This window comes from Pseudarthrobacter sp. BRE9 (assembly GCF_031844305.1).
Classification (GTDB): Bacteria; Actinomycetota; Actinomycetes; order Actinomycetales; family Micrococcaceae; genus Arthrobacter.
In genome coordinates, this window is record NZ_JAUZUY010000003.1 from 199,999 (window position 1) to 220,269 (window position 20,271).

The window sequence follows — 20,271 nt, forward strand, 5'->3', positions numbered from 1 at the left end:
CAAGGGGATGGAGGATACCCTGCGGGCGCGCTGCGGGGATATGCGTGAAGTCTGCGGGGCGGTCCGAAGTCCTGCCTGCCAGGGCTACCGGCGGGGGCGGACCACCGCGTAATACCCGGGCACCCTGTCCTGGCCCGGCACGCCGGTCACCGGGTTCGTTTCGATGGCCACGTGGCCGTCCTCAAGGAGTTCCCAGGCCGACGCCGGAAACGCACGTTCGCGTTCTTCCGGCCCGAAGTGCCCGGGCATGGGGAGTCCGCGGATGGCCAGCTCCAACGGCGCCGGAATGCTGCGCGTAGTTGCCCCGAGATGGGTCACGTACTCCACCGGATTTCCCTGGAAGTTGGTTTCCGCCATGAAGACCGTGCCGCGGCGGCCCACCAGGATCCGCAGGTTCTCGACCATCGCTGTTTGGTGCGCCGGGTCAAGGACATGCAGCACGCCGCGAATGAAGACGTTGGCGCCGTCGGGGTCCAACTGGAAGGACTCCGCCAGTTCCCCGGCAGCTCCTTCCGCCGTCATGTCCCGGGCTGCAAAGGCGGTATTTCCGGTTCCCGCGGACTCTGCCCGCGCCCGGGCCACAGCATGCGGCGAGACATCCACGCCGATCGCCCGGGGGAAGATCCCGGCGAGCGCGCGGGTAAAGCTGCCGTGCCCGCAGCCGGTGTCCACTACAGGAAGCGCGGGGTCCAGGTAGCGCAGGAGGCTGTCCTGGTAGCCCTGGAACTCGTGGTTGCTGCCCGAGTCCCACAGGACCTCGCCGCCGCGGCCAGTGGCGGTGATGCCCGCCCAGTACCGGTCCCACGCCGCATGCCGGTCCTTGGGGGCGCTGCGCGACAGCCTGACGAGCTTGGGGATCATCAGGTACTTCTGCCAGGCGGACCGTGGCGACTTTGTTGGAGGCACGGCTCAAATATATGGTCCCGCCCGCCCGCGCCGGCGGACCTCCGGCAACATTACGGCGTGCCACAGCTGCCTGCAGCGGCGGGAAGAGGCCGTAAGCGTCCGCACTCCGTGGACCCGCCGCGCCCGCATCCCCCTAGAATGTACTCAACTGGGAGGGAAGGGAGCACTGTGACGGCTGTCCCTGGTGACCTGCGCCCGCCCCGCACCGCCGTCGTCGCCGATCCCGACGCCGGCCGGCTGGCCCTTAATGCACGGGCACTGCGCGACGCCGGATACACCGTCCTTGAGGCGACGGACCCCGGCAGCCTCGCCGGCTTGCTGAACGCCGCCGAACCGTCAGTCGTCGTCGCCGATGCCTTCCTGTCCGGCGTCCTGTCCACCGTCCCGTCCGCGGCCCCGGTCCTGGTGATGGTGGACCTGGACAACCCCGCGGAGATCGCAGCCGCCAATCCCCCCGGCATCCACGACTGCATCACCAAGCCGCCCGCACCCCAGGAGCTGGTGCACCGCGCGTCCGTCCTCATCGACCAGGTGTCCCGGCGCCGCGCCTCCAGGCAGGAAGCCGAAGGGCTCCGGGAGCAGCTGCGTGAGGTCTCTGCCGCTGTGCGCGCCACCAACGATCCCCAGGAAATCGCCAACCACGTTGTCTCGGGATTCGGCCGCACCTTCAAAGCCGACCACGTCGTCCTGGCAACCTTCGAAGACCACCGTGTCCCCGTCATCACGGCCCGCTGGCACAGGCGGGGCCTGCCGGAGCTGCCCGCTGACGCCCTTCCCCGGGAGGAAGAGGCCCGCGCCGCGGCAGACGCCCTCTGGGCCGGGACGGAGCCGATCTCCTCCGAGGGAAGCGAAGCGGTCACCCGCAGCGAGGCGAAGCCGGGCCCCGGCCCCGCGATTGCCGGAGCCGCCTCAACACTGGCCGTGCCCATCGGTGAAGGAAATTCCTCCCTGGGCATCATCTGGATCGCAATGATGGACCGGCCCCGGACCTGGTCCAGCGCTGAATTGGGGCTCATTCAGCACGTGGCCGGCAACGCCGCCTACGGCCTCATCCAAAGCCACCTGATCAGCAGCCAGCAGCAGGTGGTGAAGCAGCTGCGGGAACTCGACAAGGCCAAGACAGACTTCCTGGCCACGGTGAACCACGAGCTGCGGACGCCGCTGACCTCGATCATGGCGTACCTGGACATGATCCAGGAAAGCACCGAGCATCCGGTGTCCCGGGAAGTCCACCAGATGCTGGACATCGTGGTCCGCAACACCGAACGGCTCCGCACGCTCATCGAGGACATGCTCAGCGTCTCCCGCGGCGGCCTTGACAACGCGGCGATGCAGCTGGCCCCCGTGCGGCTGGGGCAGACCCTGGACCTGGTGGCCGCGGCGCTGCGCCCGCTGGCCACGCTGCAGAACGTCACCATCGACGTGGACGCCGTTCCGGAGGACCCGGAAATACTCGCCGATGAGGTGCAGCTGCAACAGGTCTTCACCAACCTCGTGTCCAACGCCATCAAGTTCACGCCCAGCGGCGGACGGATCGAGGTGGGCAGCGAATCCCACGCCGCCGCGGACGGCTCCAAGTGGGCCACCGTGCGCATCGCCGATACCGGCATCGGCATTTCGAGCGATGAAATCAACCACGTATTCACCAGGTTCTACCGGGCCTCCAATGCCATGAATGGCGCAATCCCGGGAACAGGCCTGGGCCTCGCGATCTCCAAGGACATCGTGGACCGCCACGGGGGGCGGATCGACGTCGCCTCCACCCTGGGCTCCGGGACCACCGTCACCGTCAGCCTTCCCCTCGGCACTGACCGCGTCCAGGCCAACTAGGCGTCGAAGGAGGACCGGCCATGTTTGCCAACGACGATCCCCGGCTTTCCCAGTTGCTGGAAGGCATTGTCAAGTTGGCCTCCGGCGACCTCAACTCCCGGATAGAGGTCTCGCCTGCCCGGGATGAACTTGACGCGATCATCATGGGCACCAATCTCCTGGCCGAGGACCTGCAGATCATTTACGAGGAGCTTGAGCAGCGGGTCCAGGTCCGCACGCAGCTCCTGCACGAGGCACACCTTGAGATGCAGAAGATGGCCATGCAGGACCCGTTGACCGGCCTGGCCAACCGGTCGGCCCTGATCGAGGCGCTTCGCACCTCCCTGGAGGCACGGACCACGGCGGACGGCGGGACGGCGGAGGAAGGGCCTGCCATTTTGCTGATGGACCTTGACGCGTTCAAGTCCATCAATGACAGCCTGGGGCACACGGCCGGCGACCAGGTCCTGGTGGCAGTGGGCGAAAGGCTCCGCACCGCTGTCCGCCTGTCCGACGTCGTGGCCCGGCTGGGCGGTGACGAATTCGCGATCGTCATGCCGTCGGCGTCGGCAGACCAGGCGGCCATCGTGGCGCACCGCATCCTCGCTGCCCTTAGTGAACCCATCGAGCTTCCCAGCCGCAGCGTGCGTTGCGGAGCCAGCATCGGGCTCAGCGTAGGCAGCGAAGGACAAAGCCCGGAGGACATGCTGATGGAGGCCGACGTCGCCATGTATGCCTCCAAGGCCGAAGGGCAGAACAAGCTGCACCGGTTCGAGCCGGCAATGCTGCTGGTGCGGCGGCTCCGCAGCCAGCTGGTGGATGACCTGCGGGCCGCCATCAAGGATGATGCGCTGACGCTTCACTACCAGCCGGTGGTGGAGCTCGCCACCGGACGGATCGAAGGCGTGGAGGCACTGGTCCGCTGGAACCACCCCAGCCGCGGCTTCATCATGCCTGACGAGTTCATTCCCCTTGCCGAGGAGGCGGGACTGATCTCGGAGCTTGGCCTCTGGGTGCTCAGGACTGCTGTAAGGCAGCTTCGCGCCTGGATCGACGCCTCCCTGCTGGACGACACGTTTTCCGTGCGCATCAACATCTCCGCGACGGACCTGCAGAGCCTGCAGTTCATCGAGGACGTGCGCAATGTGCTCCAGGAGACCGGAGTCAGGCCCGACCAGGTTGTCCTGGAACTGACAGAAGTGGCCATCGTCAAAGGCAATGAGCTGGACCGGTATTCGCTGGGCGGCCTACGCGGCCTGGGCGTGGGCATCGAAATTGATGATTTTGGCACCGGCTACTCCTCCATCAGCTATCTCCGCCGGCTGCCCGTGGACCGGGTCAAAGTGGACAGATCGCTGATCACCGGGCTCGAGACGGACCCCAGCCAGCCTGCCTTGGTGGCCGCGGTGCTGCAATTGGTGCGGGCGTGCGGGCTGGAAGCCGTGTGGGAAGGCGTCGAAACGGCAGAACAGGCTGGGATTCTGCGGGGATTGGGCTGCCGCAGCGCCCAAGGCTACTACTTCAGCCGCCCCGTTCCGCCCGACCAAATACCGCAACTGCTGGCTGACCAGCAGGAAAGCGCTAACCAATAGCGCAAAACTACTGCGCTTTTGCGGCTGCCGTTATACGATCAGCGTGCGGTGTCAGGTTTTTCGCCGCCGCGAAATTCAGGTCTGGCAGCACCGTACTTTTATAAGGCGTTTGGAAATTTGAACATTATTGGGCCATGGGGTCATTACTTCGTCAACTGGGGGCGTCGCTAATGTCGGTTCGGGTACAGGCTTGGGGAATTATCGCCGCCGTGCTGGCGGATACGGATCCTGCGGGAGCCGCCGTCCGGCAGCGGCTGAGCAACAGCCTCGATGAGAATCCCGGCGTGCCCGAACGGGCTTTGCTGGAGTATCTCCTCGAGACCCGGCGCAGCGACGCCAACACGGTGGAAACACTGGAAACGGCCCGGCAAATGCGCCTCACGCCGCCCACGCTGCCGCCGCAGTTCGCAGAGCAGGTGGATGCTATCCGCAGCATCTCGAGGATCAGCGCCCTGCTCGAGAACCAGATGCTGATGACCGCCTTCCAGCCCATCTACGGGCTGGAAGGAAAAACCGTCGTGGGCGCGGAAGCGCTCTCCCGCTTTGTCAGCGACGACGGTGCGGCCGCGGAGCTGTGGTTTGCTGAGGCAGCGGCCGTGGGCCTGGGCGCAAACCTTGAGTTCTCCGCCTTGGGTTCCGCGGCAGTCGCGGCCAGGGACCTGCCGGAAAACCTTTATGTGTCCCTCAACATTTCGCCCACGTCCTGCATGGACCCGCGGCTGCCCGAATTGTTCGACCACATTGAACTCCCCATCAACCGGGTAGTGCTGGAATTGACGGAGGACATTCCGGAAGAGGAATATCTGCAGTTCATTTCCGCAATCAATCCGCTTCGGGAAAAAGGCCTGCGGATCGCCGTCGACGACACCCACACCGGTGCCGGCGCCCTCAGCCGCATGATCCACCTGCGGCCTGATTTCCTCAAAGTGGGCCGCAACGTGATCGGCGACGTCGACACGGACGGCCTCCAACGGGCACTGGCTGCCTGCCTGGTGGACTTCACGGACCAGATCGGCACCACTATGGTCGCTGAGGGCATCGAAACGGTGGGCGAGCTCAAGGTCCTCACCGAACTTGGCATCACCGCGGGCCAAGGCTACCTGCTGGGGCGGCCGTCGGTGCGGCCGCAGGACTGGGCGAACTGGAACACGCGGCTGGACGCGGACGGCCTGGACCGCCATTTGGCGGGGCAACGGGAGTCGCGGGGCCGCCACGGCAAAGAGACTTCCCGATCAGACTCGCCCTGATACCCGGCAAGTGAAGACGGCCTGCGGGGTCAGCGCGGCAAGATCAGCGCGGCGGCGGACGTTGACTCCGCCGCCGCGCCGGCCCTTTAAGCGCTATTCGGAGTGGCCCTGGTCCCTGCTCATCTGGTCCTCGGCCGGCGGCGTCTCTCCCGGGGGCACTCCCCCGCCCGGCTCCAGCCCGGTGACATTGCCCTCCGCCGGATCGGGGTTCGGCGAACCCGCCGACTCCGTACTGCGCTGCTCCGCCAGGTGGGGCTGGGCGGCGCCAACCTCTTCCTTCCCCGGCCGGTCCGGGTTCGCGGGGTCATTTTCCGGATGGTAAGTGCTCATGCTGCTCTTCCTTCCTCTCCGGCTGCGGTCCGATTCCCCAGCACTGGACTAATTGTAAGCATGCTGATAATTCTGGAGGAGTAGGGCCGGTATGCCGCTGGGGCGCCGGCACGCAATGTCGGAAGGAGCAGTCAGATGGGAATCGGCGACAGCATCGGCAAGGCAGCAGAAAACGCCATGGAGGACCTGGCCGGGACATCCAAGCCGACGGAGAAATCGGATGTGCCCGACCCCACGGACCCCAATGACGACGTGGAAGTCCACTCGTCCCTGAGCGAAGGTTCAAATGCCATGGAGGCGGAGAAGCAGAAGGCGCCCGGCCTCAAGACGGGAGCGGCCCCGGCCCCGGTCTCCGAGAACCCGTTCGGCGGCGACGTCGACGAGACGGACGCTGACCAAGCGGACGACGACGGACTGGCCGGCAACGCCACAGCACCCGGCGGTGCGGGGACATCCGGCGGCAGCGTCTCGGGGTCCGGTGGACTTCCCGAGAGCAACCCTGATGAGTTGCGGGCCGATCCCTCCGAGGGCGACCAGGACCCGTCAACCAGCACGGGACGGGGCTAGGAACCGGGCTCGGGCGGGTGGCCCTGCGGCCACTCGCCGCGCTCGATGAGCACGCCGCGGAGCACGTCCGCACGGTCCGTGACGATGCCGTCCACGCCCAGGCGGAGGAGGCGGTGCATCTCGGCGGCCTCGTTGATGGTCCACACGTGCACCGCAAGGTCCAGGGCGTGGGCCCGGCGGATGAAGCCGGCGGTGACAACAGGGACCCGTCCGTAGCGGACGGGGACCTGCAGGGCGTGCACGTCCCGAAGCACCCGGCGCATGAGCCGGTGGAACACCGGGCGTGGAAGCACCGGGCCCAGGAGGGTGAAGAGGGCATTGGAGACCACGCCGGCGGACGAGGCAACCGGCCGGCTGAGCAGCTCCAGCACCGCCCGCCGTCGGCGATCCGAAAAGCTGGCCACCAGTACGCGCTGGTGCGCCTGGTGCCGCTCGATGGCGGCGGCCGTGCTGTGGACAGAGTTCCAGTCCTTGACGTCCAGGTTCAGCCGGGCGTGGGGCAGTTGGGTCACCAGCTCATCGAACGTGGGGATGGGTTCGCGGCCGTTGATCCGGGCCTTGGCCACGTCCGCAGCGGGCAGGTCCGCCACGCGGCCCTTGACGTCTGTCACCCGGTCCAGGGTCTCATCGTGGAAGAGCAGCAGTACGCCGTCGGCCGTGGTGTGCACGTCCGTTTCGAGGTACCGGAAGCCGAGTTCGACGCCGGAGCGGAACGCGGCCATGGTATTTTCCAGCCCCTCGGTCGAGAAGCCGCGGTGGGCCATGGCGATGGGAAGCTGCCGCCCGGCGTCGTCCTTATGCTCGAAAAAGGGCAGGGTCACAGTGCGAGCGTACCCCGGCCCCGCTCAGTCCCGGCAGTCAGTCTCCCCGCACGGAACGATGTCCACCCCGTCGCCGCAGTGCAGCAGCGTCCGGCCGCGGCCGCCGTCCAGGTGGACCCAGACTGCAGTGTGGTCCGCAGTGACGGTGTCCACCACCCCGCCCGCCTCAAAACCGGGTGAGAGCAGAACCTTAACCCGGTCGCCCTGGCGCAGCTGCTTCCAGTGCAGAGCGGGCATCGCTTTGCGCAGCGGCCCGTCGGCCATGTGCTGCTTGACGTTCCTTGCCATGGTTGCCCCCTATGAGCCGGCGTGGGAGTGCCTGCTTTCCACGGTTTACGCTACGGCGGGAAAGTGAACGCCAGGTGAGCGGCAGCTGTGAATACGGGGGCCGCGGGGATCAGGGAAACTTGACGCCCAGGGAGGCGAGCCTGGCCTCCAAAACCTGGGCCACGCCGTCGTCGTCAAAATGCGGCGCCTGCTGCCCCGCCGCCCGGATGGCTTCCGGATGGCCGCTGGCCATGGCATAGCCGTGGCCGGCCCAGCGGAGCATCTCGATGTCGTTGGGCATGTCGCCGAAGGCCACCACGTCAGCGGCGTCGATGCCCAGCGCCCCGGCGTATTCCGCCAGGGTAACGGCTTTGTTGACCCCCGGCAGGGACAGCTCGAGCATGGCGACGCCGGGCGAGGAGTGGGTGGTGGCGGCCAGGTGTTCGACGGCGGGCGCCACCTCGGCGAGGAAATCATCAGGTGTGCCGTCGCGGACGATGGCGAGGAATTTGACCACGGAGTCGTCGTCGGTGAGCGTGTCCTTCAGCGGCGCCGGGGTGAATTCGGCGAGCAGTTCGCTGGATTCGTTTTCGATGAAGCCCGGTTCGAGGTGAAAGCCGGTGAGCGTTTCCGCGGCAAACAGGGCGGCGGGGCGGAGCGACTTGATGATGCGGCGGGCTTCCAGGACGGTGTCGATGGCCAGGGTGCGGGCTGAGACCAGGCGGTCCGCCTCCAGGTCCCAGACGACCGCACCGTTGGAGCAGATCACGCGTCCGGTGTGGCCCAGCTGTTCCTCAAGGGGGTGCAGCCACCGCGGCGGGCGTCCCGTAACGAACACGAGCTCGACGCCGGCAGCGCGGCAGGCGTGGAAGGCGCGGATGGTGCGGGGGCTGATTTTTCCGTCGTGCCCGAGGATCGTTCCGTCAATATCACTTGCTACCAGCCGCATCCTGCAAGTCTACGTGGGCGGTTGGCCGCCGGCGCGCGGGCAGTGCAGCACCCCGGCTGTCCGGCAGGGTGCCCGTTGTCGGCCCCCGGGGCTACACTGATCCTATCGAACATGTATTCGAATAAAGGTGTGTTGTGGGCGTTGTTATCGGTCCCCGCGTGATAGATGCGGGCGCCTCGTTATTCTCGGTGCTGATCTCACCCGTGGCGGTGTCGGCAGGGTTTCCGTCGCCGGCGCAGGACTACTTCGATGGCCGGATCGACCTGAACGCGCACCTCATCAAGGACATCACCAGCACGTTCGTGGTCCGGGTCACCGGGGACTCCATGGAGGGCGCCGGCATCAGTGACGGCGATGAACTGATCGTCAACCGGGCGCTGGAGCCGAAGGACGGATGCGTGGTCATTGCGGTGCTTGACGGGGAACTGACGGTGAAGCGGCTCCGCATCACCGGGACCGGCGTCGTGCTGCAGGCCGAGAACCCCAAATACCCGGATATCCACGTCCCCGCACTGGCCGAGCTGACCATCTGGGGCGTTGCCACCAGGTGCCTGCATCATGTCTGACATACGGCATGTCTGAGGCGGAGCATGCCTAAGCCTGTGCTCATGCGGCGGATGCCCCAGATTGCCCACGTGGACGTCAACTGCTTCTACGCCTCGGCTGAGCGGGCCTTCGACCCCTCGCTGGAGGGGCGCCCGCTGGTGGTGCTGTCCAACAATGACGGCTGTGCCGTCACCCGCTCCCCCGAGGCTAAGGCGCTTGGCATCTCCACCGGCGAGCCCTGGTTCAAGCTCGCGCCGCGGGCCAAAGAGTGGGGCCTGGTGGCGAAGTCCAGCAACTATGAGCTCTATGGGGACATCAGCTCCCGGGTGATGGAGCTGCTGGGCCGGTACTCGGCCTGGCTGGAGGTGTACAGCATCGACGAAGCGTTCCTGGGGGTGAAGGGCGGACCGGAGGAGCTGCTGGCCTTGGGCCGCAGGATGAAAGAGGCAGTTCGGCGGCACGTGGGAGTGCCGGTCTGCGTGGGCATTGCACCGACCAAGACCCTGGCGAAGCTGTGCAACAAGTGGGCCAAGAACAACGCGGCTTTTGACGGGGTCTGCCTCTGGGAGTCGGTCCCCGATGATGTGCGGGGGGCACTGATGGGCCGGTTGCCTGTGGACGAGGTCTGGGGCATTGCCGGGCGACTGACGAAGCGGCTCAACGCTTTAGGGATTTTTACCGTGCTGGACCTGGTCCGGGCGGATCCGGTGATGATCAGGGACAGGTTCTCGGTGGTGCTGATGCGAACCGTCCTTGAGCTGCGCGGCACCCCCTGCATTCCCATGGAGGAGGAGCGCATCGGCCGCGACCAGCTGATATTTTCCCGCTCCTTCGCCATGCCGGTGACTACTGCCGCCGGCCTGCGCGAGGTTCTCAGCATCTATGGGCAGCAGGCGAGCGCCAGGCTTTCCAAGCACGGACTGCAGGCGAAAGTGCTGACGGCGTTCGCTGCCACGTCCCCCTTCAGGGATCACGAACAGGCATATCCTTCGGTCTGCGTCTCGTTGCCGATGCCCACGGCGGATCCGCTCCTCCTCACCAAGGCCGCCCACGCACTGTTGCCAAACATCCGGGATGGCATGAAATACGCCAAGGCGGGCATGATGCTCACTGACCTGCGGCCCACCGGAAACCAGCCGCCGCTTGAACTGTTCGAGAACCGGCACGAGGAACGCGGGATCGGGCCGCTGCTTGAGGACGTGGGCCGCCGGTTTGGGCGTGGGTCCATCGGCTTGGGGCATGCCGGCATCAGGTCGGGCCTGGACTGGACCATGAAGCGGGAGATGCGTTCGCCCCGCTACACCACGCACTGGGACGAACTGCCCTTGGTGAAGGCGGCCTGAAACAGAAGACGTTCCGCGACGAATTTTGACGTCCCGCTACGCCACGTTGAGCCTTCGCGTCGCCTCGTGAACGTCTGCGACATGGATGATTGTGGGGCCGCCGGGCGCTCCGTAATCTCATCTCAGCATCCGCCCCAGCAAAGGATTTCCCCCATGGCAAACCCACAGGACACCAGTCCGCAAAACCAGCAGGCCTCCACCCGCATCGTCGCCGGCGAGTCCGCCAAACCCCAACGGCCGCTCGGCCTGAAGATCGGCGTCGCGGCAGCCGCCCTGGCCCTCATCGGAGGGGGTGCCGCCGTCGCCTCCGCCGTCAACAACGGCGCTCCAGCACCGGCAGCCGACGTAGCCCCCGCCGGCAACCCCGCCGCCGAGCTGAAGCTTGGCTACTTCGGCAACGTCACGCACGCCCCGGCCCTGGTTGGCGTCAGCAAGGGCTTCATCGCTGGTGAACTGGGCAGCACCAAGCTCAGCACCCAAGTGTTCAACGCCGGTCCCGCAGCCATCGAAGCGTTGAACGCGGGTGCCATCGATGCCACCTACATCGGGCCGAACCCGGCCATCAACTCCTTCGTCAAAAGCCAGGGCGAATCAGTGAACATCATCGCAGGGGCCGCAGCCGGCGGCGCGCAGCTGGTGGTGAAGCCGGAGATCAACTCCGCCGCAGACCTCAAGGGGAAGACGCTGGCTTCGCCGCAGCTCGGCGGCACGCAGGACGTGGCGCTCCGCGCGTGGCTCACCTCCCAGGGCTACAAGACCAACGTGGACGGCAGCGGCGACGTCGCCATCAACCCCACCGAGAACGCCCAGACCCTGAAGCTGTTCCAGGACGGCAAGCTCGACGGCGCGTGGTTGCCTGAGCCGTGGGCGTCACGCCTGGTGCTGACGGCCGGAGCGAAGGTCCTGGTCGATGAGAAGGACCTGTGGGACGGCTCGCTGTCCGGGAAGCCGGGGGAATTCCCCACCACCATCCTGATCGTGAACCAGAAGTTCGCTGCGGACCACCCCGACACCGTCAAGGCGCTCCTGAACGGCCACGTGAAGTCGGTTGAATGGCTGAACACTGCGCCCGCCGCCGAAAAGGCCACGGCCATCAACTCCGCGCTTAAGGAAGCCGCCGGCGCCGAACTGAAGGCCGACGTCATTGACCGGTCCCTGAAGAACATCGTCTTCACCGTGGACCCGCTGGCCGGAACCTACCAGAAGCTCCTGGCCGACGGCGTGACTGCCGGCACCACCAAGCAGGCGGACATCAACGGCATCTTCGACCTGCGGGCGCTCAACAGCGTCTCCGGCGAGAAGACTTCAGCAGCCGGGCTCGGCAAGGAGTAAGCTCAGGCATTTCAACGACTGTCACAACACAAAAACCAGCCGCCTCGGGAATTGAAGTCAGTTCCCGAGGGGGCTGGTTTGTGTCTATAGCTACGCTCGTTGGAATTACGGCGTCAGTCGTTGAGAGCGTGGTACTGGAAGTTGCGGAAGCGAACCTTCCCGGTACCCGTTGCGAACAGGGCTGGCCGAAGGCTGAGGAGCTCGTCGGCTGTGTTCGTGTTGAACCCGGTCACGTCGTAACGGAGACCGTGTCTGGTCCATGTGGTTCCGTCGGGGCTGTAGTACTGGGTCACGATGTGTTCGTCGTTCACGATGCGGAGATGCAGGACATTGGCGGATGGTGCGGGTTCGCGCCAATAGGGAATTGGCCGGCCTGCCCGGTAGCTTGTCATGCGGTCACTGTCGTGGCCCATGCCGCAGAACAGTCGGTCGCTGTAGTAGAGCAGCAATCCGCCCTGTACGTCGCCCAGTAGTTCCATTTCGACGCTGATTTCATAGCGCCGGTCGCCGACGATGCAGGTCAGAGGTGAGCTGTCCGATGGGCTGGTTCCGCGAGCCTGGAGCACGAGCCCATCGACCAGCGAGGCGCGGAGGTACTCGTCCTTTGATGGTGCATGGAAGGACCACTGGATGCCGAAGCGCTCCTCGGTGAAGTCGTCAGAGAGTGGGATTCCGTGGGACCGCTCGAGGGTCGGTTCAGTAGGCGCGCGCAAGGGTTTCGAGAGGTCACCTCCGCCTGCCCGGGGCCACCCGTCGTCGTCCCATTCGATGGGCTCTAGGAGTGTCTGCCGGCCTAGGGTCGTGAAGCCGTTTTCGTATCCGTGGTAGATGCTCCACCACTGGCCGTTTGGCCCTTCAAACAAGGTGGCGTGGCCCTTGCTCCACCATGGCTCGTCTGCATCCCACGTCCTGATAATGGGGTTCCGGGGACAGTCCTCCCAAGGGCCGTTTACCGAGCGTGAACGGGCGACCGTGACCATGTGCCCGGTGGGCGGACCCGCGGTACCCCCCACGGCCGTCGTGAGGTAGAACCACTCGCCGCGGCGAGTGAGCTTCGGCCCTTCGAGAGCGTAAGCCTCAGTGATCCAGTCGTCGGGGTAGCGCCAGCCGTCGTACACGTGCTCTACAGGACCGTCCGTTGCAAGGCCGTCGACACTGAGTCGAACCCGGCTTACTCCGCTCAGGAACAGGTAGCGGTTGCCGTCCTCTCCCACAACGTGACCCGGATCGATATGCCCCGATATCCCGAGGTTGATGGGCTCGCTCCAAGGGCCCTCCATGTTTTCGGCATGGATGACGTAGATCTGCGGCGGAGCGGCAGGATCCGGTGAAACATCAGTGGCGATGATCGGGATGTAGATGTAGTATCGGCCGTCCACTTTGCACATGTCGACTGCGAAGACGTTCCCTATCGGCTCTGGCAAGGCGGGACCCAGCGGTTTCCAGTTGAGCAGGTCCCGCGAATGCCAGATGATAAGGCCAGGTGTGGATTCGAAGGAGGAGAACGTCAGGTAATAGTCGTCCCCATCGCGAAGGACTGCCGGGTCCGGATGGTCTCCGGCAAAGACGGGGTTGAGGTAAGTCCCGTTCCCGAGGTCGGCTCTGCGCTGGCCTTCGACGCCTCTAGGCAGGCTGATGAAGCTATCCGGACTTGATGTGGTGGTCATTGTGGCCTTTCCGAAGTGGTGCTCTGTTGACGGATTTTGTCCAGCGTGTCGAAGACACGAGCGGCCTGATCCATGGTGTGAAGCGAATGCTCAATGTCCCCGTTCAAGATCGCGTCGGTAACGGCCCGGAGCATGGGCACGTAGCCGTTACCCTCTCGCGGCATCTCATACGTCTCGGTTGTTTCGCCCTTTTCGATGCTGAACCGGTGCACCGTGAAGCGCGAGGCAAACCAGAATCCGGTGTCGATGGTGATCCAGCCCCCTGTTCCGCAGAGTGATGCAGACTGGTCCAGGAAGTTGACCATCGAGCTGGCGCCCTGGGCGAAGCACCCGTCGGAATAATTGAGGGTGTAATTCTGGCTCAGATCTATGCCGTCTTCTTGAGCGACCCCGGCCGCAGTGATGCTCAAGGGCTCGCCCAGGAACATGTGACTGAGCGTCACCGGGTAGATGCCTTGGTCGAGCAGCGCGCTGCCGCCGGGCTTCCAGCGGCTTGAGTCATCCCGTGGGAAAGGTGCGCCGAAGGAGGATCGAACGCTGCGAAGCTCACCGATGACTCCGGCGTCGACGATCTCGCACAGCCGGAGGTAGAGCGGGTTGAACTTCATCCACATCGCCTCCATCAGGAAAGCCCCGTATTCGGAGGCGATGGCTGCGAGTTCCCGCACTTCGGCAGCGTTCAGACCGATCGGTTTTTCGCAAAGGACGTGGCGGCCACGCTCAAGCGCCTCCCGGGCGAGCTCGAAGTGTGTCACATGAGGCGTCCCGATATAGACGGCGTCGATGTCGGCGTCGAGCATGCTGCTGTAGTCGTCGAAGCTTGTGGGGATCCCGAAGTTTTCGGCGAACTTCTTTGCCGATGACGCGTGGCGGCTGGAGACTGCGACGATGTCCGCGTTGTCCACGAGGGTGAAGTCTGCGGTGATCTGCCGGGAGATCCCTCCCGTCCCGGCGATGCCCCATCGCAGACTTCCATGGGACTGCCCCGGGGAGGTTCTTGTTGGCACGGGCAGGGCCGAGGTATTTTTCATTTGTCCAGGTCAGCTCTTGATGCCGCCGGCATAACCCTGCATAAGCTTCTTTTGGGCGAAGATGTAGAAGACAAGCACCGGTGCCATGGCGATGAGGACAACCGCGAAGCTCAGGTTCCACTGCGACACCAGGCTGCCCACGTAGTTATAGACCACAACAGGCAGCGTCATGTACGGCGAACCGTTCAGGAAGATCACGGCTGTGAAGAAGTCGTTCCACACCAGGAGTCCCGATAGGATGGCGACGGTTCCAGTGGCTGGACCCATAAGCGGGAAAATCACACGCGAGAAAATTTGGAAGCGGCTGGCTCCGTCCAGCGTGGCAGCCTCCTCATAGTCCCTCGGCAGACGGCGGAAGAAACCTGAGTAAAGGAATACAGCAAATGGCATGGTCATGGCCGTGTAGATAATGACCATGCCCCAGGGGGTTCCCACCAATCCCAGACTGCGGGCGCCAATGTATAAGGGAAGGACCCCCAGCTGAGTCGGCAGGACAATGGCGATCAAAAAGATCCGAAAAACCCTGGTGGAGAGGTTCCGTGTGCTTCGTGCGAAAACGTACGCCGCGGCCGATGACAGGGCGATCAACACGAGAACCGTGGAAATAGTGATCAGCAGGCTGCTGAACAGACCTTGATAAACGTTGCCGGACTGGCTGCCTGCAGGCGAAAGCAGTTGGATGAAATTATCCAATGTCGGCGTCGGAGGCGGGGCAAAGGCAGACGTTGTCAGCACCTGCTCGGTGGTTTTCAACGATGTACTGATCAGGATCCAGAACGGAAGCAGGATGATGATGCTGGCGATGATCACCAGGATCTCCCTGACCAGCGACCACTTTGTGTAGCGATGCATTTTCTAATCTCCAATGTCGGCGCGATCGCGCACGATGAATTGCTGGATGAGCGCGAGGATCAGGATGAAGACCGTGAGGACGAGCGCCGCGGCAGCCCCCAATCCGAACGCGCCATACAGGAACGTCTGCGTGTAAATCTGTGTGGCCAACGTCTGGGTTGCATCCCCTGGGCCGCCTCCGGTGAGGGTGAGGACCTGGTCGAAAACAGAAAGCCCCTGAATCAGTGTGAGTACAGTCGCTATGGCCACCGATGGCTGAATCGTGGGCAGCGTGATGCTCCGGAAAATTTGCCAGAGACCGGCCCCGTCCAGGGCGGCCGCCTCTTCCATCTCGACAGGGACTGTGGCCAGGCCCGCAAGGTAGATCACCATGACGAACCCGATGCTCTGCCACACCATGACGGCCAATATGCACCAGAGTGCCAGCGCTGGATTGGCCAGCCAGTCCTGTTTGAATTGCCCCAGCCCAACAGCTTCCAGTGACTGGTTGAGCGGGCCATCGAAGGCGAAGATGAACTTCCAGATAAAGGAGACAGCCACCGAGCTGAGCACGACGGGCATGAAAACCAGGGCCCGGAGCAGATAGCGTGTCTTGAGCGTCCGGTTCAGCGCCAGGGCGAACAGGAGACCCAGAATGTTCGTGAAAACAACGAACCCTCCTGCCAGTATCAACGTGTTGCGAACGGAACCCAGCAGGGCTGGATCCTGAAACACCTGGATGAAATTGTCGAAGCCGACAAAGTTGAAATTTCCCAGCCCCGTCCAGTCAGTGAAGGCGAAGAATGCCCCGAACGCTGTCGCCATATAGGTGACTACGAGGGTTAGGGCTACGGCAGGGAGCGCCCACCACCAACGGCCAAAGCCGACGCCGGAGGGCCGCCGGGCCGCTACCGGATTTTGTTGGTCTTTGTCAGTCCTCGGCGGGACGGTTCGTCCATTGGTAATAGTCACTGTTGCGTTCCTTGATTGTTGCTGGAGGGAAGGAAGGGTGCCGGCCCGCCGGTTGGCCGGCCGGCACCCGGTCCGTTATTTGCCCCAGGCAGTGTCCATGTCTTTGAGGACGTCTGCCGCTGATTTCTGTCCCGTGATAATTGCCGTTACGCCTTTACCTAGGCTGTCGTAAACCTTGGCATTGGGCCAGTCAGTCTGTCCCAGCGGGCGCACCTTGTCTGCCTTGTACAGATCAGCAATCGGTTCGTAGGTTGCAGGCAGAGGATAATTACCGAGATTCACCGGAAGTGTGCCCTGGCCCTTCGCGACCGTTTCGGCTCCTTCCTTCTCCGAGAAGAACTTCAGGAATTTTTTCACCAGCGTAGGGCTCTTGGTCTTGGCATTTCCCGCGAGGGCAAGCTCAGCGGTCGTCCCCAGATACTCATCGGAGACACCCGGAGCGGGCATGGGAAGGACAACGGGGTTTACAGCGCCCTTGGAACCGTCGGCAATACTCTTCGCAGCGCCGCCGGGAGCGAAGAAGCCCAGGGCCTTGCCCTGACCCATTGAGCCAATGAGAGTGTCGAAACCTGCGCCAGCGGCGCCATCCTGGAAGCATCCGGCGTCGAACATCTGCTTTACGCCCTCTAGGGCCTGCTGCCAACCCTTTGTGTCGGAGAACGTGGTCTTCCCCCCGGCACGGTCAGCGTTCCAGTTCGGGTTGGGTCCGTAAACCGTGGAAGCTGCCAACGTCATGGTCATGATGCCCGGGTTGCCGGGCACGGTACCTGCAATGGCGGTCAGTGAGACGCCCTTATCGCGGGCAACCTTGCACTGGCCAAGGAAGTCGTCGAACGTGGAGCCAGCGTTTAGCGTCACGCCCAGCTCCTGGGCCTTGGCCTGATTGAAGATGAGGCCGGTCGGCATGGATGACAGCGGTACGGCGTAGACCTTGTCCTGGTACGTGAAGAGGTTTTTGATGCTCTGCGGCAACTGTTCACTGAATTCCGTGTCGTTGAGTTCAAGAAGCAGGCCTGCTTTGGCGAATCCGGCCATGGATCCAACCTGGCCCTGACCGGAATGGATGTTCATGACATCGGCGGCGTTCCCGCCCTGCAACTGTGTGGTGACGGTCTGTGGTTCGGTCTCAGCCGGGAGCTTGACCAACTCAATCTTGGTACCGGGATTGGCCTTCTCAAAGGCAGCTGCCGTGTCCTGAAGGAACGTGTCAGTTGGATTCGCGGTCGAAAACGAAAACTTGATCGTCTGCGGCTCACTTCCCGTCGGCGCGGTTGAAGTCGAACCGCCGCATCCGGACAGAGCCACCGAACCTACAACTGCAGTGGCTGCAACTGTGAACCATCCCCTGCGGGAACTAAAAAAATGTGACACGGGTGACCTTTCAGACATCTTTGTCGAGGGGCGACCTTATGGAAACGCAAAGCCCTCGTGGCTTCGGCGATCGGCTTCAAGACCGTACGCCTCTTATAGATTCCAGTAGACCGAAGTTCGTTCGCCCCGTCCACGCGACTTTGCTTATGGCGCCCATCCACGGAACCGATGGTGCGTTTCGGGCAGGGAAACAAGGAAGCCGGGACGCATCTGGGTTATGACCCGCATCAGCCTTTTCGATACCGGTGACTGCCGTCCGCGGCCGCTGGGCACATATGCTTGATGTCATTCAGGTGGGGTGAGGGCGCGTGGCACGCAGGTCATGTGAATAATCCCCCTCGGTGCCAACGAGTACCGGGCAAGCAGACGAAAACGCACCACTGTTTCGTCCCGCCTGTGCGCTTTCCGGCGGGACCTCTTTCCTGTTGGAGATCCAATGACTGTTTCCAAGCCACTGCAGAGCGGTTGTCCCTTCCTCAACCCCCAGCGGCTCTTCCAAGACCTCGCAGAAGCGCGGACCCTCGAAGAAGCTCCCTTTTCAGACACGTTCGAAAGCCGCGTCATCACGCGCTACGACGATATCGTCCAGGCCCTGCACGACCCTGAAACGTTCTCCTCACAGCCCACTGTTGGGACCGTGCCCTCCCCATGGCGCGAACAGCTCGAGGGCAAGGTTCCCAGCAGGGGAACGCTGCTGGGTTTGGACAACCCAGACCATGACCGCCTGCGCTCAAGCGTCAACACATTTTTTATGCCGAGGAAGCTGGCCAGGTATGAGGGTTGGATCCGGGAGCAGGCCAACCTCTTGGTTGACAACTTTGTCGAGGACGGCCACACAAAACTGAAGCTTTCCTTCGCGCTGCCCCTGCCGCTGAAAGTGATTGCCCACTTGGTTGGGCTCGACTCCGACCGGTCCGAATGGATTGGCGCGGCCCTTGGCTTCTTTATGGGTCCCCGCGACATCTACCACCCCGGCACACCCGACGAAAAGGCAAAGCTTCTCCTCGATTTGCACACCTACATCCTCGAAGTCATGGAAGAACGCAGGCATGACCGAAGAGATGACCTAATCAGCCACATCTGGAATGAGCGCGATTCCGGCGCTGTTGAGATGACGGACTTTGAGATGTTGTCAATGTTTCCGGGCCTTATGCTTGCCGGGCACGAGACATCGTCAAACCTGGTCTGCATGGGCCTGTCGCATCTCCTGGCTAATCCGGAACGTTATGCAACCGCGCAGAAGGACGATGATTCGAGAGCTGAGGCGCTTGAGGAGCTCTTCCGGTACGAGTCCGCGATTACGGGCATGAAAAGGCTGGTTACCCGGGATGTAACCCTTGGTGGAACAGAGCTGAAGGCGGGGGAAACGGTCTTCCTCGCCTATGCAGCGGGATCGCGTGACGCGACCAAGTTCGGCCACCCGGATGACATTGATTTTGACCGTAACTGGGCTGTGCCGCACCTGGGCTTCGGGCAGGGAATCCACGCGTGCCTCGGCGCTCCCTTGGCCCGGCTGCTCCTCAGGATCGAACTGGCTGTCCTTCACGAGCGGCTCCCGGACCTTCGTCTCGGTGCCCCCTACGAGGAACTCGAGTACACGGTCGTGTCTGAGGGCCGGGGCATGGTGGACCTGCCGCTCGAATGGACGCCGGTTCCCGTCACGGAACGGGCCCGGACCGCCGTCGTCGATCACGTTTCGGCTGCGGGGATCCCCGTCACCGTCAAGGCCCGCCGGCTCGTGACGGAAGACGTTGTCGAACTGACGCTGGAGACGCAGGCTCCCGGGCCACTGGACTGGGAGCCTGGGGCACATGTGGACCTGGAACTCCCTGACGGCTCCTTGCGGCAGTATTCACTGTGCGGACGGGCCGGGGAATCTGAGCTGCGCATTGCCGTTTTGAAGGAGGACAACGGCCGCGGAGGCTCCAAGCTGATCCATGATCAGGTGACCGTGGGCGACCGGCTAAATATCCGCGGACCGCGCAACCACTTCCGGCTAAAACCGGCACAGTTCCTGTTATTCATCGCCGGAGGAATCGGAATCACCCCCTTGCTGCCGATGACTGACGCAGCTGAACGGAGTGGCACTCCGTGGCGATTGCTCTTCCTGGGCCGCGACCGGAAGCGTATGCCGTACTTGGAGGACCTAGTCCGGAGCCACCCATCGAACGTCTATGTCTGGCCTAGCACTGAACGCGGGCGCTATAACCTTGACGAGATCTGGCAGAAGCTGCCGGCCGAGGGCGCCTATGTGTACGCGTGCGGTCCAGATGACCTCCTGGCAGGCCTGGAAGACTCCGCCAACAGGCATGAGGCAGACTTCAAGCTCGTTGTGGAACGCTTCGTCGCCAGGAAGGTGGAACACCAGCCGAATCGCCGCATCGACGTAAAACTCGGCCGGAGCGGGAAAACCGTGACGGTGGGTGAAAACGAGACCGTGCTGGATGTCCTCAACAGGGAGGGCGCCAACGTACTCTCAACCTGCAGGGAAGGCACCTGCGGAACCTGCGAGGTGCGTGTCCTCGATGGCACTCCTGAGCACCGCGACTCCGTACTCAGCCTTGAGGAACGGCTGGCCAACCAGACCATGATGACGTGTGTCTCGCGGTGCCGCGGCCGGAGCCTTGTACTGGATCTCTAAGAGAGACAAAAACGGGGCGGATGCCGTTGCTGCGGCACCACCCCGTTTT

The 20,271-nt window shown here is 63.7% G+C and carries 18 protein-coding genes; 8 read left to right on the forward strand and 10 right to left on the reverse strand.

The window, feature by feature from the left end:
- Window positions 1-84 precede the first annotated feature (84 nt).
- Window positions 85-861, reverse strand: a complete 777-nt coding sequence (locus Q9R31_RS09045; RefSeq protein ID WP_311262524.1) for a class I SAM-dependent methyltransferase — start codon at window positions 859-861, stop codon at window positions 85-87.
- 183 nt (window positions 862-1,044) lie between these two features.
- On the opposite strand from Q9R31_RS09045, the gene Q9R31_RS09050 reads away from it, so the two are divergent.
- From Q9R31_RS09050 to Q9R31_RS09060, 3 genes are all read left to right on the forward strand, one after another.
- A complete protein-coding gene (locus Q9R31_RS09050; RefSeq protein ID WP_311262385.1) occupies window positions 1,045-2,736 on the forward strand; it encodes an ATP-binding protein in 1,692 nt (563 codons plus the stop codon).
- A gap of 20 nt (window positions 2,737-2,756) precedes the next feature.
- On the forward strand, window positions 2,757-4,307 hold the full coding sequence (locus Q9R31_RS09055; protein WP_311262386.1) for an EAL domain-containing protein: 1,551 nt from the start codon (window positions 2,757-2,759) through the stop codon (window positions 4,305-4,307).
- A 170-nt stretch (window positions 4,308-4,477) separates the two neighbouring features.
- A complete protein-coding gene (locus Q9R31_RS09060; protein WP_311262387.1) occupies window positions 4,478-5,554 on the forward strand; it encodes an EAL domain-containing protein in 1,077 nt (358 codons plus the stop codon).
- A 93-nt stretch (window positions 5,555-5,647) separates the two neighbouring features.
- Here Q9R31_RS09060 and Q9R31_RS09065 read toward each other — a convergent pair whose 3' ends face one another.
- Entirely contained in the window at window positions 5,648-5,884 is a 237-nt protein-coding gene (locus tag Q9R31_RS09065; RefSeq protein ID WP_311262388.1) for a DUF6480 family protein, read from the reverse strand.
- A gap of 135 nt (window positions 5,885-6,019) precedes the next feature.
- On the opposite strand from Q9R31_RS09065, the gene Q9R31_RS09070 reads away from it, so the two are divergent.
- Window positions 6,020-6,451, forward strand: coding sequence for a hypothetical protein (locus Q9R31_RS09070; RefSeq protein ID WP_311262389.1), 432 nt, complete (start codon window positions 6,020-6,022; stop codon window positions 6,449-6,451).
- Here the strand turns inward: Q9R31_RS09070 and Q9R31_RS09075 are convergent.
- The 3 genes from Q9R31_RS09075 to Q9R31_RS09085 all read right to left on the reverse strand — a co-directional run bounded on the left by Q9R31_RS09075 (window position 6,448) and on the right by Q9R31_RS09085 (window position 8,488).
- Entirely contained in the window at window positions 6,448-7,272 is an 825-nt protein-coding gene (locus Q9R31_RS09075) for a glycerophosphodiester phosphodiesterase (protein ID WP_311262390.1), read from the reverse strand. The genes Q9R31_RS09070 and Q9R31_RS09075 overlap by 4 nt on opposite strands.
- Before the next feature lie 24 nt (window positions 7,273-7,296).
- Window positions 7,297-7,560 carry a hypothetical protein gene (locus tag Q9R31_RS09080; protein ID WP_311262391.1) on the reverse strand — a complete coding sequence of 88 codons (264 nt, stop codon included), beginning with the start codon at window positions 7,558-7,560 and terminating at the stop codon, window positions 7,297-7,299.
- A 109-nt stretch (window positions 7,561-7,669) separates the two neighbouring features.
- Window positions 7,670-8,488, reverse strand: a complete 819-nt coding sequence (locus tag Q9R31_RS09085) for an HAD family hydrolase (RefSeq protein ID WP_311262392.1) — start codon at window positions 8,486-8,488, stop codon at window positions 7,670-7,672.
- Window positions 8,489-8,622: 134 nt separating this feature from the next.
- Here Q9R31_RS09085 and Q9R31_RS09090 point away from each other — a divergent pair, with 134 nt between their 5' ends.
- The 3 genes from Q9R31_RS09090 (at window position 8,623) to Q9R31_RS09100 (ending at window position 11,709) form a co-directional block, all read left to right on the forward strand.
- Window positions 8,623-9,054: a translesion error-prone DNA polymerase V autoproteolytic subunit gene (locus Q9R31_RS09090; protein ID WP_311262393.1), complete on the forward strand. Its 432-nt coding sequence runs from the start codon at window positions 8,623-8,625 to the stop codon at window positions 9,052-9,054.
- Window positions 9,055-9,078: 24 nt separating this feature from the next.
- Window positions 9,079-10,377, forward strand: a complete 1,299-nt coding sequence (locus tag Q9R31_RS09095; protein ID WP_311262394.1) for a Y-family DNA polymerase — start codon at window positions 9,079-9,081, stop codon at window positions 10,375-10,377.
- A 153-nt stretch (window positions 10,378-10,530) separates the two neighbouring features.
- The gene (locus tag Q9R31_RS09100) at window positions 10,531-11,709 is read left to right on the forward strand and encodes an ABC transporter substrate-binding protein (RefSeq protein WP_311262395.1); all 1,179 of its coding nucleotides are present in this window, start codon (window positions 10,531-10,533) and stop codon (window positions 11,707-11,709) included.
- A gap of 113 nt (window positions 11,710-11,822) precedes the next feature.
- Here the strand turns inward: Q9R31_RS09100 and Q9R31_RS09105 are convergent, their stop codons facing one another.
- The 5 genes from Q9R31_RS09105 to Q9R31_RS09125 form a co-directional block, all read right to left on the reverse strand.
- Window positions 11,823-13,376: a family 43 glycosylhydrolase gene (locus tag Q9R31_RS09105; protein WP_311262396.1), complete on the reverse strand. Its 1,554-nt coding sequence runs from the start codon at window positions 13,374-13,376 to the stop codon at window positions 11,823-11,825.
- A complete protein-coding gene (locus Q9R31_RS09110) occupies window positions 13,373-14,407 on the reverse strand; it encodes a Gfo/Idh/MocA family oxidoreductase (protein WP_311262397.1) in 1,035 nt (344 codons plus the stop codon). Before Q9R31_RS09110 ends, Q9R31_RS09105 begins: the two co-directional genes overlap by 4 nt.
- 9 nt (window positions 14,408-14,416) lie before the next feature.
- The gene (locus tag Q9R31_RS09115) at window positions 14,417-15,217 is read right to left on the reverse strand and encodes a carbohydrate ABC transporter permease (protein ID WP_311262398.1); all 801 of its coding nucleotides are present in this window, start codon (window positions 15,215-15,217) and stop codon (window positions 14,417-14,419) included.
- Window positions 15,218-15,262: 45 nt separating this feature from the next.
- On the reverse strand, window positions 15,263-16,210 hold the full coding sequence (locus tag Q9R31_RS09120; RefSeq protein ID WP_311262399.1) for a sugar ABC transporter permease: 948 nt from the start codon (window positions 16,208-16,210) through the stop codon (window positions 15,263-15,265).
- Between the two features lie 75 nt (window positions 16,211-16,285).
- Window positions 16,286-17,515 (reverse strand): ABC transporter substrate-binding protein, encoded by a 1,230-nt coding sequence (locus tag Q9R31_RS09125; protein WP_311262400.1) that lies wholly within the window; start codon window positions 17,513-17,515, stop codon window positions 16,286-16,288.
- 502 nt (window positions 17,516-18,017) lie between these two features.
- Between Q9R31_RS09125 and Q9R31_RS09130 the strand changes: the two genes are divergently transcribed.
- Entirely contained in the window at window positions 18,018-20,222 is a 2,205-nt protein-coding gene (locus Q9R31_RS09130) for a cytochrome P450 (RefSeq protein ID WP_311262401.1), read from the forward strand.
- Window positions 20,223-20,271: the final 49 nt, after the last annotated feature.

Bases quoted from the DNA above. Each gene is read 5' to 3' on its own strand.
- Q9R31_RS09045 (WP_311262524.1), bottom strand. From the start codon at position 861: ATGATCCCCAAGCTCGTCAGGCTGTCGCGCAGCGCCCCCAAGGACCGG.
- Q9R31_RS09050 (WP_311262385.1), top strand. From the start codon at position 1,045: ATGTACTCAACTGGGAGGGAAGGGAGCACTGTGACGGCTGTCCCTGGT.
- Q9R31_RS09055 (WP_311262386.1), top strand. From the start codon at position 2,757: ATGTTTGCCAACGACGATCCCCGGCTTTCCCAGTTGCTGGAAGGCATT.
- Q9R31_RS09060 (WP_311262387.1), top strand. From the start codon at position 4,478: ATGTCGGTTCGGGTACAGGCTTGGGGAATTATCGCCGCCGTGCTGGCG.
- Q9R31_RS09065 (WP_311262388.1), bottom strand. From the start codon at position 5,884: ATGAGCACTTACCATCCGGAAAATGACCCCGCGAACCCGGACCGGCCG.
- Q9R31_RS09070 (WP_311262389.1), top strand. From the start codon at position 6,020: ATGGGAATCGGCGACAGCATCGGCAAGGCAGCAGAAAACGCCATGGAG.
- Q9R31_RS09080 (WP_311262391.1), bottom strand. From the start codon at position 7,560: ATGGCAAGGAACGTCAAGCAGCACATGGCCGACGGGCCGCTGCGCAAA.
- Q9R31_RS09085 (WP_311262392.1), bottom strand. From the start codon at position 8,488: ATGCGGCTGGTAGCAAGTGATATTGACGGAACGATCCTCGGGCACGAC.
- Q9R31_RS09095 (WP_311262394.1), top strand. From the start codon at position 9,079: ATGCCTAAGCCTGTGCTCATGCGGCGGATGCCCCAGATTGCCCACGTG.
- Q9R31_RS09100 (WP_311262395.1), top strand. From the start codon at position 10,531: ATGGCAAACCCACAGGACACCAGTCCGCAAAACCAGCAGGCCTCCACC.
- Q9R31_RS09105 (WP_311262396.1), bottom strand. From the start codon at position 13,376: ATGACCACCACATCAAGTCCGGATAGCTTCATCAGCCTGCCTAGAGGC.
- Q9R31_RS09110 (WP_311262397.1), bottom strand. From the start codon at position 14,407: ATGAAAAATACCTCGGCCCTGCCCGTGCCAACAAGAACCTCCCCGGGG.
- Q9R31_RS09130 (WP_311262401.1), top strand. From the start codon at position 18,018: ATGACTGTTTCCAAGCCACTGCAGAGCGGTTGTCCCTTCCTCAACCCC.